Origin of the sequence: Arsenicibacter rosenii (assembly GCF_001870735.1) — a bacterium.
GTDB classification, from domain to species: Bacteria; Bacteroidota; Bacteroidia; order Cytophagales; family Spirosomataceae; genus Arsenicibacter; species Arsenicibacter rosenii.
In genome coordinates this window covers 31,864-48,337 of sequence record NZ_MORL01000023.1, presented here as the reverse complement: position 1 = coordinate 48,337, position 16,474 = coordinate 31,864, and the positions used below count along the sequence as shown (strand labels likewise).

The 16,474-nt window shown below is 49.9% G+C and carries 14 protein-coding genes; 4 read left to right on the top strand and 10 right to left on the bottom strand.

Annotated elements, in window-relative coordinates:
• Positions 1 to 102: 102 nt before the first annotated feature.
• The 6 genes from BLX24_RS24965 to BLX24_RS24940 all read right to left on the bottom strand — a co-directional run bounded on the left by BLX24_RS24965 (position 103) and on the right by BLX24_RS24940 (position 7,240).
• Positions 103 to 924, bottom strand: coding sequence for a hypothetical protein (locus tag BLX24_RS24965; RefSeq protein ID WP_071505949.1), 822 nt, complete (start codon positions 922 to 924; stop codon positions 103 to 105).
• 116 nt (positions 925 to 1,040) lie between these two features.
• Positions 1,041 to 1,979 (bottom strand): glycoside hydrolase family protein, encoded by a 939-nt coding sequence (locus tag BLX24_RS24960; RefSeq protein ID WP_071505948.1) that lies wholly within the window; start codon positions 1,977 to 1,979, stop codon positions 1,041 to 1,043.
• Positions 1,980 to 2,088: 109 nt separating this feature from the next.
• On the bottom strand, positions 2,089 to 3,768 hold the full coding sequence (locus BLX24_RS24955) for a hypothetical protein (protein WP_071505983.1): 1,680 nt from the start codon (positions 3,766 to 3,768) through the stop codon (positions 2,089 to 2,091).
• Between the two features lie 90 nt (positions 3,769 to 3,858).
• Entirely contained in the window at positions 3,859 to 4,932 is a 1,074-nt protein-coding gene (locus BLX24_RS24950; RefSeq protein WP_071505947.1) for an NAD-dependent epimerase/dehydratase family protein, read from the bottom strand.
• Between the two features lie 208 nt (positions 4,933 to 5,140).
• Positions 5,141 to 5,392, bottom strand: coding sequence for a hypothetical protein (locus BLX24_RS24945; RefSeq protein WP_071505946.1), 252 nt, complete (start codon positions 5,390 to 5,392; stop codon positions 5,141 to 5,143).
• Positions 5,393 to 5,488: 96 nt separating this feature from the next.
• Positions 5,489 to 7,240: a M3 family oligoendopeptidase gene (locus tag BLX24_RS24940; protein WP_071505945.1), complete on the bottom strand. Its 1,752-nt coding sequence runs from the start codon at positions 7,238 to 7,240 to the stop codon at positions 5,489 to 5,491.
• 83 nt (positions 7,241 to 7,323) lie between these two features.
• On the opposite strand from BLX24_RS24940, the gene BLX24_RS24935 reads away from it, so the two are divergent.
• Positions 7,324 to 8,184 carry a DUF58 domain-containing protein gene (locus tag BLX24_RS24935; protein ID WP_071505944.1) on the top strand — a complete coding sequence of 287 codons (861 nt, stop codon included), beginning with the start codon at positions 7,324 to 7,326 and terminating at the stop codon, positions 8,182 to 8,184.
• A 3-nt stretch (positions 8,185 to 8,187) separates the two neighbouring features.
• On the opposite strand, the gene BLX24_RS24930 is transcribed toward BLX24_RS24935, so the two are convergent.
• Entirely contained in the window at positions 8,188 to 9,060 is an 873-nt protein-coding gene (locus BLX24_RS24930; RefSeq protein WP_071505943.1) for an AraC family transcriptional regulator, read from the bottom strand.
• Positions 9,061 to 9,301: 241 nt separating this feature from the next.
• On the opposite strand from BLX24_RS24930, the gene BLX24_RS24925 reads away from it, so the two are divergent.
• Positions 9,302 to 11,191 (top strand): sodium:solute symporter family protein, encoded by a 1,890-nt coding sequence (locus BLX24_RS24925; RefSeq protein ID WP_071505942.1) that lies wholly within the window; start codon positions 9,302 to 9,304, stop codon positions 11,189 to 11,191.
• Between the two features lie 54 nt (positions 11,192 to 11,245).
• Here the strand turns inward: BLX24_RS24925 and BLX24_RS24920 are convergent, their stop codons facing one another.
• The gene (locus BLX24_RS24920) at positions 11,246 to 12,394 is read right to left on the bottom strand and encodes a TIGR03364 family FAD-dependent oxidoreductase (RefSeq protein WP_071505941.1); all 1,149 of its coding nucleotides are present in this window, start codon (positions 12,392 to 12,394) and stop codon (positions 11,246 to 11,248) included.
• Positions 12,395 to 12,570: 176 nt separating this feature from the next.
• Between BLX24_RS24920 and BLX24_RS24915 the strand changes: the two genes are divergently transcribed.
• On the top strand, positions 12,571 to 13,293 hold the full coding sequence (locus BLX24_RS24915; RefSeq protein ID WP_071505940.1) for an HAD family hydrolase: 723 nt from the start codon (positions 12,571 to 12,573) through the stop codon (positions 13,291 to 13,293).
• A 50-nt stretch (positions 13,294 to 13,343) separates the two neighbouring features.
• Here BLX24_RS24915 and BLX24_RS24910 read toward each other — a convergent pair whose 3' ends face one another.
• Both BLX24_RS24910 and BLX24_RS24905 read right to left on the bottom strand, forming a co-directional pair.
• On the bottom strand, positions 13,344 to 14,927 hold the full coding sequence (locus BLX24_RS24910; RefSeq protein ID WP_071505939.1) for a hypothetical protein: 1,584 nt from the start codon (positions 14,925 to 14,927) through the stop codon (positions 13,344 to 13,346).
• Positions 14,914 to 15,507, bottom strand: a complete 594-nt coding sequence (locus BLX24_RS24905; RefSeq protein ID WP_071505938.1) for an RNA polymerase sigma factor — start codon at positions 15,505 to 15,507, stop codon at positions 14,914 to 14,916. The genes BLX24_RS24910 and BLX24_RS24905 overlap by 14 nt, the downstream gene beginning before the upstream one ends.
• Before the next feature lie 182 nt (positions 15,508 to 15,689).
• On the opposite strand from BLX24_RS24905, the gene BLX24_RS24900 reads away from it, so the two are divergent.
• Positions 15,690 to 16,472: an SGNH/GDSL hydrolase family protein gene (locus BLX24_RS24900; RefSeq protein WP_143092799.1), complete on the top strand. Its 783-nt coding sequence runs from the start codon at positions 15,690 to 15,692 to the stop codon at positions 16,470 to 16,472.
• Positions 16,473 to 16,474: the final 2 nt, after the last annotated feature.

The following is a 16,474-nucleotide window of genomic DNA, read 5'->3' as shown; positions in this document are numbered from 1 at the left end:
CTTTGGTAAAATAAAGTACAAAGGTAATTGAATTACAGGGTATTGTTTAGTGTATATGACGAAACGGATAGTCGCCCCATCCGTTTCGCTGATGTATTTGACTTAAACCGCTACGGTGTTTAGTTCGTTAGAGGCATTAATATGCTGCTTCCAGCCCTGTGGTTCATCGTGTTCGGCCGGCTGCCCCCACGGATCATAAAACGGCAGAATGGCAACCCAGCGGCCCGCCGGGTCGTTCCAGTTGAAGCGGTCGGCAAAGCTGGACGGGCTTACCCAATGCGGCAGGTCATACCGGAAAAGAATAATATCGCCTACATCCTGGAAGCCTTCCGTTTCGATAACGGTATCGTTGATGATATAACCGGTACCTCCCGAATGATAATCCCTGCCGTATTTGTTCAGTGCCAGGATAGTGCCGACTTTCTGCGGATTCAGCGGGTGCCAGTGCCGGCCGAAAAAACTACCTCCCAGCGGGTAATGCGTTACCTGCGGATGAAAATAAGGCTGGCCTTTCCGTATTCCGTATTCTTCCTTATTGCCTGTCAGATTATTCCAGAACGTACGAAGCGGATCGAAAACCGTTAATAATGTTTCTTTAAACGAACCTTCCAGGTCTTTGATCGCATCGAAGGTGTGGTCATGAAAAAGCTGCGGTGCCTGCTGAATCCTGGCAATGTGCAATCTGCGTTTATGCTGGTTATTGTCGAACGTGTCGGGTACTTCAGAAGCCGGCACCCGCTGGCTCCAGGACCATGTTGATTCAATAACGTTTTTCAGCAGATGTTCCGGAATGCCTGATTTTACAATAACTATCTTAGGCTCATTGACTAAGCGCATTATCTCTTCGTAGGGAATCTCAGGCACGATCTCTCCGTTTACGAAGGTGGCATTAACTGAAATTAAATACTTCGAAAGCTCTTTCATGACACTTCGGATTTAAAGCAAAGTAGGATGCTTCAGGTAAAAATGCAAATTTCAGACTTAAAACTTACCATAGCGGATCAGGCTGTCGGGAAGCAAAAAGCTTACGAAAGAAGCAGTTAAACAGACTGATCCATAACGGCATAGCCAAATCCGGAAGCGCCGAATCCGTTACCGTTATAAAACATAGTCCACTGTCCGTTATGGTTAAAAATATGGCAATAATCCATCATGAGCGAATCCCATCCGTCTTCAGAACGGGCAATGCCGGCCAGTTCGTCCTTACGCGTCCAGTTGATGCCGTCTGTCGATTCGGCATAACCGATCCGATAGCTGCGTTTTACATCTGTCCGGTAATTGGTGGCATTCCGGTACGAGAAGTACATTTTGTACAAGTCGCCGTCTTTGAAAACAGTTGGCCGGCCAATGGCATCGGTAAATTCATCATAACCCACACACACGTTGCCGGTGCGTGTCCAGTGAATACCATCAGTTGATTCGGCATATTTTACGTCATAGAACGGCTCCGGATGGCCGTTAATGACTTCAATTTTGGTGCAGGAGAGGTACCACATGCGCCAGTAGTCGTCGCGTTCGCGGATTACACAAGGCTGTGCAACCCAGACCTGATCGAAGATATACCGGTCCAGTAGCGGACCGTCGAACATCCGCTCAAACGTCAGGCCATTGTCACGGCTGACGGCCAGGCCAATACCCAGCCGATATGAAGCGGTTTCGCTGCGGTTCCAGCCGGTATAGTACAACCAGATTTCGTCGCCGACGCGTAAAAACCACGAAGGCATGGCACCTGATTCGTCAAACATCCCGACCGCACCTTTTGTTATACAAGGTTTATCGTGGACATACAGAATGTTATTAAAATCGTTAGCATCGAGCTCAACAAATGATGTTGCCGACTGAATATCCTTGTCGCGGGTTGAGAAATAAACGCGCAGGCGGTTTTCATCAAGCGGGAATCCGAATGGTACCTGAGCATGCGTCTGGCTGAACGCCATTGAGCCGTCCGGCTTATAGATAAGGCCTTTTTTTGTCCACATGTTGCGAAAAGCGTTCTTACCGGTAGGGTAAGAAATGAAGTTAATAAAACTATACGTCTGGTAAGGGACGTACAAAAATAAAGGTAAAAATAGTTGTCTGAATGGCCGTTTACTTAATCGAAGTGTCAGCTACCGGTTGAGGCCGGGCTTTTATCCGATCATTACGCACAAAAATGCGGGCGTCGTTGGCCATGCCCACAAATTGATAATGTTTTCTTACAAATTCCGCCAGCGGTTTAATAATCTCATATCCCTGTGTTTTTTTATCGGTCATCCATAGGTTCTGAGAGCCAACGGCATCAACAAAAACCGGCGGGAACGACCGCTTAAAATCACGGGCATATCGCTTTTGGTAAACCCCCAGCATCGGATGGGCGAATGTACTGCGGATGGTGTGGTTTTCGGCCACCCCCTGGGGCATCTGCGTCTGAACATAGTAATCGCAGCGCCAGCCCCAGACCACTAATTTTTCACCCGGCTGCGCATATTGACGTACCACCTTCGCCACATCTGATTGCGGGAGCCGCCAGCCGCCCTGCTGATCGGTCGGGTAGGGATTTAGTGCAATTCCGTGACGGTAATTCCAGATCATTTGACCGGCAAAACCAATCAGATAAATAGCCATAAAACCTAAACCCAACCGGTAGGGAGTTGTTTTTTCCGGCAGGTTGGCCCAGCTAAAACCAGCTAGTAAACACAGCGGGCCCATCAGAAAATAGAGGTAATGGACGTATTCGGAGCCTGTTTTAGTGATGGCATATAAGGTGGCAGCGAGCAGGGTCAGGATAAACGCATGACGCTGCCAGGTCTTAGCCGTTTCGCTCGTTTGTCTGCGGGCAGTTATGTAAACCGTAAGCGCTGTAAAGAACAACGCAAGCGTCAGATAGACAAGCCATTCGAATTCGGTGCCTTTCCGGAAAAAGCGGGGCAGGTTCAACAGGTTCTGAATCGGATCGCCGCCGCTGGCATAGTTGAAATTGCCCTGAATATAGAAGGTAACAAAGTCGGACAGCATGCCGGTACTCCACATAAATACCGTAAACAGCGCCGGAAACGCAAGGCCGCCAGCCACCAGCGCACCCACGCGTTTGACTTTACCGGCAACGGTGATATTTACCCGCAGAAGTATATCAACAGCGGCAAAAAGGCCGGTAACGGCCGCTAACGGAACCCCCTGTAGTTTACCGAACGGAACCATACCGAGCAGAAAACCCATGAGCCCTAAAGAAGCAAGCGACGGCAGGCTTTGGGCCGTTTGCCGGGCATACAGCAGGTACGCACCTCCAAGCAGGCAGATGGCAATCAGCTCACTGTTGTAATGGATAAAGTCGCCGTTCTGCGTAAGCCCGAGCAGGAAAATAAAGGGGAGTACAGCCAGTTGGGCTGCCTGTCGGCCAAACCATTGGCGAACGGCCATAAAAATAAGTCCGAAACTTAAGGCCACCAGCAGGAATGCGCAGAAATGAGCCGTTATGAAGTCAGCCGGCAAACCAAACCAGCCGGGAATAACCAGAAAATAACTATCCAGCGGCCCGCCCGTTGTTCCGTCGACCGAGCGGAAATAAACGGGATCCTGTGCCAATGTCATGCCCTGGGTAATCATCTGGCTTTCATCAGGGTTGATTTCGCCGTTAAAAACAATGCCGGGTAGCCGCAGCAGAAAGAGCAGGGCAAAGGCACAAGGCAGGAACCAGCGGCTGTTTGGCCGGGTAGCCAGCCAGAGCAGGGCCCAGCATAAGGCATAGACAGGAAAAGAATAGGCAACAGGATAGGTGTCGAAATGGGGCATATACGCTGGTAAAACCGGTTTTATATCTGTATAGCTAGCATAAAAAATGTCAGCCTGCACAGGCTGACATTTAGTGAGAACAACAGGCGGCTATTTCGTCACGGCCAGCCGGGCAACCATGCTGTCGTGAATCTGAGCCAGCGTCTGTGTTAAATCGTATGTCCAGTTCCAGTCCGGATAGTGGGCCTTGAACTTGCTCAGGTCAGAAATATACCAGATGTGATCACCGATCCGGTTTGTTTCTGAATAGCTGTAATTCATTTTATTGCCGCTGATCTGCTCGCATACCGTAATGGCTTCGAGCATCGAACAGTTGGCATGACGGCCACCGCCTGCGTTGTATACTTCGCCCGGACGCGGGTTCTGGTAGAAGTGCCAGAACATATTTACCAGATCCCAGCTATGGATGTTATCGCGTACCTGTTTGCCTTTATAACCGAAGATGGTATAGTGATTGCCGGTAATGGCACACTTCATCAGGTAGCTCAGGAAACCGTGCAGCTGTGCACCTGAGTGATTAGGGCCGGTCAGACAGCCACCGCGGAATACACCGGTGTTCATACCGAAATAACGGCCGTATTCCTGCACCAGAATATCTGCTGCTACCTTTGAGGCACCAAACAGCGAGTGCTTAGTGTGGTCGAGGCTCATGAATTCATCGATACCGTTTTCGAAGTATGGATGATTCTGATCGATTTCCCAGCGGGTTTCGGTTTCGATCAGCGGCAGGAAGTTCGGATTATCCCCGTATACCTTGTTGGTTGACGTAAAGATGAAAACCGCTTCCGGACAGTTCTGACGCGTCATTTCGAGCAGGTTCAGCGTGCCGTTAGCGTTCACTGAGAAATCAGTAAACGGTTCGCGGGCTGCCCAGTCGTGTGAAGGCTGAGCCGCTGTATGAACGATCAGTTTAATATCGGCGCCGAACTCTTTGAAGATCGGTTCCAGCTGCGATACTTCACGGATATCAGCCACACGGTGCTGGTAGTTCGGATAGGCATCCTGCAAGCGGTTGCGATTCCATTCGGTTGAGCCATCCTGACCGAAGAAATATTGGCGCATGTTGTTGTCGATTCCGACAACAACATCAAATTTATCTGAGAAAAAGGCAACAGATTCACTACCGATCAAACCAGCTGAACCTGTGATGAGTGCAACGTTCATAGTAAATTAGACAGTATCTTACGTAGATATATCGGAAAAATCCTACAACTGAATAATAATCAGCCGGTAAAGTAACGCAAAAAAGTTATACTCACCTACACCGCTCACTAAATTCAGCCGCGGGTAAATAAAAAAGCGATGCATGGATTATCCAGATGCATCGCTTCGGAGAATTTATATCTGAGCTAATCGGGCCAAGGCTTTTCGCTTAAGCACCCTGGTTAATTGTGCCGGCGCCGAATAATTTCTCGCGGATTTTCTGTGTACGCTCCTCCAGTTCCGGACGGGGGGTGTATTTGTATTTCGACTGAACAGCAGCAGAGTCTTTATGAACACCGTATACATATGGGTCGCCTTCGCGAACATCCGTCTGCTTAATCGTATTATTTTTCTGATAATCACAAGAGGCCAGCGACAGAACTGCGGCTACTAATACCCCTTTGCTCAAAAGACCTTTCATAGCTAATTGGTTACGAATTCGTTCGGCAAAGTTATAGCACGCCGGCTTATTTTGGAAACGAACCCTTTTTTTTTACTAATGATTATTGATTTATAATCAATTCGATGCCTTTAAGGTCTGAATTTCAGTCCATACAAAGGCCATTAACGTACTAATATGTTCTTTTGAGAAGTCGAACGGCACATTGGCAGCGGCATAAATGGCTTTCAGCGGAGCCCTATAACCAACCTGCAACGCATTGAGGTAGCCCTGTAACCCTGTTTTCGGGTCTTGCCGGTAGTTTCGCCATACGCCAATGGCACCTAACTGGGCAATCCCATACTCGATGTAATAGAACGGTACTTCGTATAGGTGCAATTGCCGCTGCCAGATATACTCTTTGTATTGTTCAAAACCTGACCAGTCGACAACGTCATCGGCAAACTGCTCATAAATCCGTATCCAGTTTGCCCGGCGTTCGGCTTCGGTGTGCGTCGGGTGTTCATACACCCAGTGCTGAAACTTGTCGATAGTCGCTACCCACGGCAGGGTCTCAATGATGGATTCGAGGTGCTGGAGCTTCGCGCGCTTCAGATCATCCGGATTATCGAAGAAAACATCCCAGTGATCCATCGTCAGGAGTTCCATCGACATAGAAGCCAGCTCAGCGGCTTCCATTGGCGGGTTACGGAATGCTTTGAGCGGCAGCTCGCGGGTCAGAAACGAATGTACGGCATGGCCTCCTTCATGCACCATCGTCACCAGATCGCGGAGGCTCGACGTTGCATTCATAAAAATAAACGGCACCCCGATTTCTTCCAGCGGATAGTTATAGCCACCCGGCGCCTTGCCCTTACGTGAATCCAGGTCAAGGTGCTGCATGGCTTTCATGATGCGCAGGTAGTCTCCCAACTGCTTATCCAGCCGGTCGAAGCAGGTAATGGTTTTGTCGAGCAATTCTTCCGCGGTGCTGAATGGCTTCAGTGCCGGTAAGCCGTCCAGGTCGGCTTTGGTGTCCCACGGCCGCAACGTTTCAATCGCCGGATCGCCCGATTGCAGTCTGGCTTTCCGCTCTTCTGCCAGTACATTAAGCATCGGTACAACGGCACCGGCAACAGACTCGTGGAAGTTGACGCAGTCTTCGGGTGTATAGTCGAAGCGACCCAGGGCTGCAAAGGAATAATCGCGGAACGACTGAAAATCAGCATTGGTTGCGACCTGATGCCGCAGCCGGATCAGTGTATTAAATAATTCGTCGAGAGCTTCATGGTCCTGATAGCGGCGTTCCCAGATTTTCTTCCACGCCTCTTCACGGACAGCCCGGTCGGCCGACTGTAACCGGTCACTGGCTTGCTGAAGGGTCATTTCGGTGTCGTTGATGATCACCGTCATCGCACCGGCAATCGCCCCGTATTTCCGCTCCTCCGTCTGGAGGTCAGTCTGTAACGGAATATTCTCTTCTCTGAAAATTCCGGTAGACAGTTTCAGCCCGCGAATGGCAATGTCGAAGCCCGCTTCGGTAAGTTGGTCCAGATAAGGGCTTGCCAGTGCCTTCTTATCCAGTTCATTGCCATAAGACGACAACTGCGGTTGTATCTCACTAATGAAGAAATTCAGGTCGTTGACCAGCGTTTCACTGGCCGTATCGCAGGTCATCCGGATATACCGCCAGGCAAAGTTCTCCGACAGATAAGACTCCAGCTCACTCCGGTCGAGAAACCACTGCCGGAGTTCGGCCGCGTTCCCTATCGGACGCTGCAGCAGGTCATCGAACAGCGGCTGCACATCGGCCCATGCGTTGAGGGTAAACGTTTCGCCGATAAACGGGCGGGCCGGACGAGCCGGCAGTATCAGGGTAGTTGCTTCCATGGATCTGATCGCATGCATCGGTTGGGATGCAGATACAAAAAATTAACGTGTAAATTTACAGTCTAAGTTTAACCAGTAGCGGTATGGATGAGTTTCTTTCCCGGTTGCGTCATTTTGAAATCCGGATACGGAAAGCCGTAAACTCACAGATGCGGGGCAGTTTCCGGTCAGTCTTTAAAGGCACTGGTCTGGAGTTCAGTGATTTACGTACCTATCAGTACGGCGACGATGTGCGTGCCATTGACTGGAACGTATCATCGAAAGGCGACGGAACCTACGTAAAAGTATTCCGGGAAGAGAAAGACCAGACCGTTTTTTTTGTGGTAGATGTGAGTGCCTCGCAGCAGGTGGGGCCACAACACCGTAGTAAACTGGATGCAACAAAAGAAGTTTGCGGTGTACTGGCGATGTCGGCGATCCGGGAAGCAAGCCACGTTGGACTATACTGTTTTTCGGACCAGAAGGAAAAGTACCTGAAGCCCTCGAACAGTATGAAAAACGGGTATCAACTGATCATGAGTCTCTATAAGCTGAAGCCGGAGTCATTGCGGACCAATCTGGCGGATGCGCTCTTATTTACGCTTAATATGCTGAAGCGCCGGAGCGTGGTTTTTCTGATTTCTGACTTCATCGACCAGAACTATGACCACCACCTGAAAGCCCTCGCCCGTAAACATGATCTGGTGGTTATTCATCTCTATGACCAGCGCGAAGTGAAATTACCCCGGCTTGGCATTATTCCGGTCTATGATACCGAAAGCAGCCGGACGGTTTGGGTAAATACCTCGTCCCGCCGCTTCCGCGACAGCATGCGTAATACATTTGAGCAGAACCGAACGCGGCTCGAACGCTTGTGTAAGCAATACGATGCCAATTATCTGGCTCTTGATGCCCAGGAAGATTTTGTGCCCAAACTGGTGGAGCTATTCCGCATCCGGAGATAAGGTCTACACAAACACGCGCGTACCTGAATAATTGCCCCGGAACTCACGCGGGGTGCAGCCGTTCTTTTTGCGGAAAATGCGGTTGAAATACGAAAGGTTGTTAAAGCCGCACTTATAAGCCACTTCGGCAATCGTGTGGGTGGTGTCGATCAGCATGCGGGAGGCATGGCCCAGCCGGATCTCGTTCAGACTGTCGACAAAGGTTTTGCCCGTGCGCTTGCGGATAAACCGGCTGAACGAAACCTCCGGCATGTTAACGACCTTAGCCACCGAGGCCAGTGAGATATCCTTATTGTAGTTTTTAAGCATATACTCAAACGCTTTTTCGATCCGGCGGCTGTTGTAGCTCGGTGTTTCGCTGGTAAAAGACGAATTCGCTAATGTGCGCATCTGTCGTGATGTAGACAGGTCGTGTAGAATAGAAAACAGTTCCAGTACCGATTCAAATCCGTTTTTACTGACCAGTGCTTCAATGCGTGGCTTAAGTTGCCGGGCTGTTTCGCGCGAAAAGAGAATGCCTTGCCCTGCCCGTTCGAGTAACGTCCGGATAAAACTCAGCTGATTTCGCTGCAACATCTGATGGTCAAACAAATCGCGGTGAAACTGGATCGTCACCTCATGAATATCGCGGCTGGCACACTGGTGATTAAACCAGCCGTGGGGTAAATTACTGCCAACCAACACCAGCTCAATGTCATCAATAACGTCGGTATGATCACCGATTATCCGTTTTGCGCCGGCCGCATTTTCAATAAAATTCAGCTCAAATTCTTCGTGATAATGCAGCGGGAAATCAAAGTCGGCCTTGTCGCGCTTGAACAGCATGAAACAGTCGTTCTGGGTCAGCGGGGTCATTTCCCGGTAAATTGTGTTCATGATAGCCAGGTTAAGGGTTGGTAAAATAGTACTATACGTACTTTTATTTCAAAGATACTAAGAATTAACTTTTATCAATAAATATCTGCATTAAGGGCATAGGGAATACTATTTAACGTAATTAATAACTAATGTCTAATTTGTATTTTACAATTGAATGCTAAAAAAGTACCATTTTTAGAGTAAACTTTCTGCTCACTTTTATTTACTTTTAAAAAACATTTCCTTTATCAATATACACATGAAACTGAAGGGATTGGATATAAGCATCCTTGTCGTTTATCTGATCTTAATGATTGTTTTGGGCATGGTCCTGAAGAAGCGGTCTGCCAGAAGCAAGGAAGCCTATATGCTCGGCGGAAAGTCACTGCCCTGGTATATGCTGGGGCTGTCAAACGCTTCGGATATGTTCGATGTGTCGGGCACCATGTGGATGGTGATGCTGGCATTCGTCTACGGGCTGAAAAGTATCTGGCTCCCGTGGCTATGGCCGGTGTTCAACCAGGTTTTCCTGATGATGTATCTGTCGGTCTGGCTACGCCGGTCAAATGTGGCGACGGGGGCGGAGTGGATCGAGACCCGGTTCGGAAGAGGGCAGGGCGTAACCGCATCGCATACCATTGTTGTGGTATTTGCGCTGCTGAGCTGCCTGGGATTTCTGGCTTACGGCGTTGTTGGCATTGGCAAGTTTGTGGAAACTTTTCTGCCTTATGAACAGGTAGCACCTTATCTGCCTGTCTGGTTTCCGGCGGCCTGTCTGCCTCATGTGTACGGCACTACGATTTCGGCCTTTGCGGTGTTTTACGCTATTCTGGGCGGAATGACCAGTATTGTCATTGGCGATTTGTTAAAATACCTGATTATGACGGTGTCGGCGGCTGTCATTGCCGTCATTGCCATGCAGCATTTACAGACACAACCTTTACGGGTACCGGCTGGCTGGCTGGACCCGTTCTTCAACTGGACACTCAGTGACCTCAACTGGTCGGGTATCCTCAATGAGGTTAACGCTAAAATTGCGGCAGATGGCTTTTCGCCATTCGGGGTATTTTTTATGATGATGACGTTTAAGGGCATACTGGCCAGCCTGGCGGGCCCTGCGCCGACTTATGACATGCAGAAGATTCTGTCGACAAAATCACCGCAGGAGGCGGCCAAAATGAGTGGTCTGGTATCGGTTGTTTTATTGCCGGTGCGCTATGCTATGATCATGGGGTTTACGGTACTGGCCTTACTGCACTACGAACAGCTCCATCTGACCTCTGCAAAAGGGATTGATTTTGAAAAACTGTTACCCTCCGCCATTCTTCAGTTTGTGCCGCCGGGTTTGATGGGTTTGTTACTGGCAGGCTTGATGGCCGCATTCATGGGTACGTTTGCCGGGACACTGAATGCCGCACAGGCCTATCTGGTCAATGATATATACCTGAAATACCTGCGTCCGAAGGCCGGCAATAAGCAGGTAATCCGGATAAACTATGCCGCCGGTTTGCTGGTTGCCTGCGCCGGTATTTCGCTGGGCGTATTTGTCCGCGATGTAAACAGCATTCTGCAATGGATTGTCTCGGCCTTATATGGGGGATATGTAGCTGCCAACGTGCTTAAATGGCATTGGTGGCGGTTCAATGCCAGCGGATTTTTCTGGGGTATGCTGGCCGGTATCATTCCGGCGCTGATTTTTCCTTATGTGTTTACCGGCGTACTGGAACTCTATTACTTCCCCTTGCTTTTCCTGTGTTCAATGACAGGGTGTGTTGCCGGTTCGCTACTGACACCGCCAACGGATCCGGATACGCTGAAGGCGTTTTACCGCACCGTTCGTCCGTGGGGTTTCTGGAAGCCGGTCCATGAACTGGTCATTGCAGAAACACCGGATTTTGAGCCGAATAAAAATGTGGGGATTGATGCGTTTAATGTAGTGGCAGGTATTGCCGCACAGTGTGCACTGACCATCTTACCGATATACCTTATTCTCGGTATGTATAAAGAGCTGAGCATTTCACTGTGTCTGCTGCTGCTCTGCGGTCTGATTCTGAAGAAAACATGGTGGGACCGGCTGCCGGCCGACACCCATCCGGAGAAGCACCGGCCAGATTATAAAGCGGCCGATATGTGTCTGCGGCCGGACTGATTTCTGGTTCAGGCCGGATAAACAGGAGTCCTGTTATCCGGCCTGAACCAGAAATCAGTCAAAAAGACGCTGTATGCTTTCTTCGGCGTATCCGCAGCTGCTGGTCATGCCTTTGCCGCCGATGGCAGTCCGGATATGAATCAAGGCCTCCGGTTCATGCTCAAATAAATTGCCCTTTGCTTCCTGCGCATAATAGCCCGCCCAGGTCTCGGCAATCGCCGACACATCGAACGTAACGATCCGGCTGGCTTCCCTGATCATCAGATCGTTGATGTATTGGACATTGTTAAAACCCAGTTCGCCCAGCCGGCCAACCGGTGCGTATTCGTGTGAATCACCGACAATGATGCTGCCGTCAACCGCTTTTTTAAAGAGAATATGGATGCCCCACTCACGGAGTTCCTGTAAGTGGTCCGGTGTTTTCAGTCCGGCAAATGAGGGGCATTCCGAAAACGACTCGTACCGGCGGATCGTCAGCCCCGTCAGGATATTTCCCTCAAGCGGAACCGATGGCATGGCAACCGTTCGCATCATCTGGAGCTTACTGACCACAATACCGCTGTCCCTGAACACCTCCGGAAACAGCAGGTTAAATTCGTGGCCGCCACACACAAGGGTCCGGCCCGCTGTCAGTCTTTTACCCCCGGCCAGGGTAACGGTGACCTGCTGCCCGTTGCTCTCACAACCGATAACGGCTGTGTTATACAGAAACGTGACGTGAGGAAATTGTTCCCGCATATACTGCTGTAGCCGGTGGATAAACAGATTCGGCTCAACGCTGACCTCCTGCGGAAAAAATAAGGCTTCGCGGGCATAACTTTCCCGGATAACCGGATACTTCTGAATGATTTGCCGCGCCGACAATAGTTCCCCGTTGTAATCTTTGGCCGAAAACTGCTGCTGTACCTCGTGGAGAAGCTGCTGTTCGGCGGCATCGGATGCAATGTAGACAGAGCCATTTTGGCGGACCGACAAATCTACTTTGGCCTGCAATGATTTGTAGACCTCAAGCCCGCGCCGGCCATAATCGAACCAGCGGCCGGTCATGCCCGACGGTACCACCTGCCCGAAATTCCGGACGGTAGCCTGTTGTGCGCGGTCATCTTTTTCCAGTACCAATACCTGTAGTCCTCTGGTAGCCGCATGATAAGCATGAAACGTTCCCAGAATACCGCCGCCAACTATAATCAGATCGTATGCCATGTTTAAAAGGTCAATTGACCCGCAAAAATATACCTTACCCCATAATCAGGCGCCGGTTTGGGGCTGCTTAGGGTAAATAATAACAGTAAAAAAATATACCTGAGCGTAAGCGTGCTTTATTTTGCAGGAAAGTGCAGCAACGGCTTATTTATATCAGTACTTAATTTCAGAAAACGATGGCCATCCGATTGGTTGTTTTTGATATGGCAGGCACTACGGTGCGCGACCAGAAAGAAGTTGAAACGTGTTTTGCTAAAGCCGCGCGCCAAACAGGCTTAGTCGTGTCTGATGAGCGGATTACGGCCGTGCAGGGGTGGTCGAAACGGTTTGTCTTCGAAACGCTTTGGGGAGAGCAGCTCGGCACCGATCATCCGGACCTGACGGCCCATGTCGACGAGTCGTATGATGCATTCCGGCAGATTCTGGAAGCGCATTATCAGACCGAAGCGATTTATCCGACGGTAGGGTGCCTCGATACCTTTGAGTGGCTCCGCCAACAGGGTATCGCCATTGCTCTGACAACGGGTTTTTACCGGAAAGTCACGGACCTTATTCTGCATAAACTGGGCTGGGATGCCGGTTTAGACGAACAGCGGATCGGTAACCCCGACACCCTGATTCAGATGTCGGTCGCCAGCGATGAGGTGGCCGCCGGCCGGCCGGCACCGGATATGATCCGGAAAGTCATGCAGACCCTGCACATTACGGATCCGGCCGAAGTAATTAATATCGGGGATACACCTTCTGATCTGGAGTCGGGGCGCCGGGCAGGCGTACGGCTAAGCCTTGGGCTGACCAACGGTACACATACGGCCGGTCAGCTGGCCGCCTGTCCGAATGACGGGTTGTTAGGATCACTGGCAGAATTACCCGGAGTTATCAGCGCACTACAGGTGTAAAAAAACAAAGCGGGGCACCTTTCGAGTGCCCCGCTCATCATTCAGTGCGGTTATAGATTATAGAAAATTCGTAAACGAACACCTCCCGATGTTCCGTTGAGCGAGTACGTATTGGTAATCAACGGAACCGACAGGTATGGGCTTGCCTGGATAGACGCATGCCGGAATGTTTTCTCCACACCTACCGAAACCAGCATGTTATGCATGTATTTCTTTGGGTACTGAATCAACAGGGTAGCATCAGTGATCTCTTTAGGAGCCCGCAGGTAATTAAAGGCAATTTTTTCACGGTTGTCGATATTGATGCTTGCTCCGAGCGTTGGCGTAACTGCCCAGTACTTAGGTAAGTTTAACCGGTAGCCAAACGTAACCGGTACCTGCCAGGTCATGGTTTTACGGGTAATGTTCAGAATCTGGAACTTCGGATCAATGCCACCGGCATAGTATTTCCGGAAATTCTGTTTGGTTTTGTTTTCGTAGTGCTCATCGGTCAGAAACGTACCCCCCGACAGATTCACGCCCATTAAACCAACGCCGGCGATCCAGTTTTTACCAAGGCGGATTTCGCCCGAGATACCCGCTCCCCATTGCTTAACACCGTACATACCGCCGGCCCCGATCCGCCAGTGCCAATCCGGAATCGGCTCTTTAATGACGGGGGCCGTACCGGCATAGGCTGGCATCAGCATCCGGCGCATCCGGCGGGTAATCCGGCTCATGCCTTCCTGATAATACAGCGAATCAACTGTCAGCAAGTGAGATTCCAGTTCATCGACATTGGCCAGTCCCCATGTTTGTTGGGCTGGCTGGCTGGTATGTATACTGCCTGGCGGCAACAGATTGTTGTACTCCGGACGGTTGTTATAATCGCCGCCGCTACCATTACCGTTTGAATAACTACCTGCGCCCTGGTTATACGGGTCGTAATTACCACGGGACGGGTTGGGCTGACGGGTGCGGTTGGTACCGTAGACCGGGGAGTCCGTTTCCCGCTGGTTGTTCCGGGTCCGGAACCGGTTATTAACCGGGTTTCCGGCATTTGCCAGACCGGAAGGGTTGGCGTGGTTGCCTGCGTTCACCGGACTTGATAAATCAGAAGTAGCGTTTGTTTCGTTAGCTGACGGGTTAAGTGAGTGAATGGAAGGTACGGCATTCTCTGTTTTATCGGTATATGGATTTTCGGCCGGTGAACGTCCGTCGGCGAATTGCTCAGGCTGCCGGCGTTTCCGGAACGACGGATCAACGGGGTCATCAGACATCCGGCCATCCCACGAGGGCATGGCAGAGCCGGTACCCGGCCGGTCAATGTAGCGGGTAATATAAACCGTATCGGTTTTCTGCAATACAGGAGCCGGTGCCTGTTTAAGCTCGGTCACCTTATTTTGCAACGTCTGTACTTCATTGTGCAGTTGCTGGTTAGCGCTGTACTGGAAGTAGATAATAGCCGAGAGCCCTGCGGCAGCCATCAAACCGGCACCGGGCAAGACCCATTGAGGAAGAGCTGGTTGAAAGACCCCTCCGCCATGCATCTGCATTGTTCGCTGCATCTGCACCCAGTCTTTATCCCGGAAGATCGGCTCATCGACGCTCTCCAGTTTACGGCGGATATGGTCGCTGAATTTATCGGGTTTCATGAGGGGTCGTTAGAAAAAAATGAGGATAGTTCATCTTTATTAGTTGCTGAAGTCGTTGCCGTGCCCGCAGAAAATGCGACCGGACGGTAGCCTCATTTGCGGGCAGCAAATCGGCTACTTCACGTAAACTATAACCATCAATCACATGTAAGTTGAATACGGTCCGCCATGCCGGCGGCAGTTCCTGTACTAATGCTAAGATCTCATCGGCAGTGATGTAGCTGACCACATCATCATCGAAGGGAACATCCGGTACGTTTTCCAGACCGATATGCGGATCGAACTTGTGAAACTTCCGGTAATAACTGATTGCTGTGTTGACCAGGATTGTGCGTAACCACGCTTTGAAAGGCTGGTTGGTATCGTACTGGTGGATATGCTGAAAAACTTTCAGAAAACCTTCGTTGAGTACCTCCTCAGCCTCTTCAACAGTAGACGAATAGCGCAGACAAATACTCTTGGCGTAGCCGAAGTACTGTTTAAAAAGTACCCGCTGTGCCTGAGCATTGTTCTCCCGGCAGGCGATAATGACACTTAACAGGTCATTCTCCTCAAATTTTGTGCGCTTACGGAACAGCAAGGACGATAAGATTTTAGTAGATCATTTACCAACAATAAAATATACGCTGAAACAGGAACGAACGTTGCAGAAAAAAGATAAAAAAAATTAAGAAAAAATAAGAAAAAAAAGAATACCGCTGCAACGCCTGTCAGACTAAGCGCGTAATGATGTTTGAAAGCCGCTCAAAATGGCCAACCAAGATGAATACGAAGCATTTAAAAATATTAGTGATCGGAGGGAGTGCCGCCCAGGGAGATAACCTGAGTGCCGGAAACAGCTTTGCCGAACAGTTTGCGCGTCGTATCGAACAATCCGGTCAACCGGTATTTATGGAATACCACACACCCATTGATCTGAATAAGGTTACGAATGTGCTTTATTACCTGAATATTCACCGCTATGATCTGATTCTGTTGCAGATGGGCCACTCCTTTCTGACAGAACCCGGTCACTTTAGCGAGTTACTGATCCGGAAAACCCATCAGCCGGCCAACACAATGACCTTGCTCCCGGAGGAATCTGCTTTTCTGACGCATGGGAACAGTTGGTTTAACAAGTTGAAAGGACAGGTAAAAAAAGGATTTCTGCATACGCTGAACTCAGTTAATCGTATCGGGCGGTTGCGTGATTTGGTCTATTATCTGAGCGATGCGTTGCATTACCTGCAGCCATATGGCTATAAAGTTGTGTTATTGACACCCGTGCCAGATCAGTCGCCGGTAAATGACTGGTTACGGAAACAAGGAAGAGCGCTGTTTGTGAGAATGGGTGAAGCATATGGCATTCCTGTATTTGATACGCAAACACATATCAAAAACGGTGAAGAATACTTTGAATCAGCTGATGATAGCCGTCTGAGCGGAGTAAGCCAGGAGTTATTAGGCAGTGAGTTATATGAATTTTATGAAAACCTGATGATAAAGCAGCGCCGGGAAGCCGTAGCCCGGTCAAGTTTCCGTCGTCGGCTCCCCCGTGACAACTAATT